Source organism: Chitinophaga sp. Ak27 (genome assembly GCF_012726295.1).
GTDB lineage: Bacteria > Bacteroidota > Bacteroidia > Chitinophagales > Chitinophagaceae > Chitinophaga.
In genome coordinates this window covers 1-403 of sequence record NZ_JABAOB010000031.1, presented here as the reverse complement: position 1 = coordinate 403, position 403 = coordinate 1, and the positions used below count along the sequence as shown (strand labels likewise).

The window sequence follows — 403 nt, the reverse complement described above, 5'->3', positions numbered from 1 at the left end:
GCCTAGGGTAAAATCGGTAATTGGGGCTAAGTCGTAACAAGGTAGCCGTATCGGAAGGTGCGGCTGGAATACCTCCTTTTTAGAGCTCATTAACCTGAGCTGTTGTTTCCTTCTTTTAATTTTATTGTACTAACGCCTATGGCTACACGCCAGGGAGAAAGTAATAATAACTTTAGCATAGGTTGAAGTTATTGAATAGTTCTTTTGACAAGGAGTCGCCAAGTTGGTCACATGGACTGATCGGTTAGAGAGAGTGATTAACGCCAACCGGCAACCTAAACAGATCCGTAGCTCAGCCTGGTTAGAGCACTACACTGATAATGTAGGGGTCAGCAGTTCAAATCTGCTCGGGTCTACAATGATTACGGGGGATTAGCTCAGTTGGCTAGAGCACCTGCCTTGC

The 403-nt window shown here is 45.4% G+C and carries 1 tRNA gene and 1 rRNA gene; both read left to right on the top strand.

Annotated features, from left to right (window positions below):
* Positions 1-79 (top strand): 16S ribosomal RNA (locus HGH90_RS31505); the annotation flags it as partial.
* 202 nt (positions 80-281) lie between these two features.
* Positions 282-356: transfer RNA gene (locus HGH90_RS31500), tRNA-Ile, on the top strand.
* Positions 357-403 lie beyond the last annotated feature (47 nt).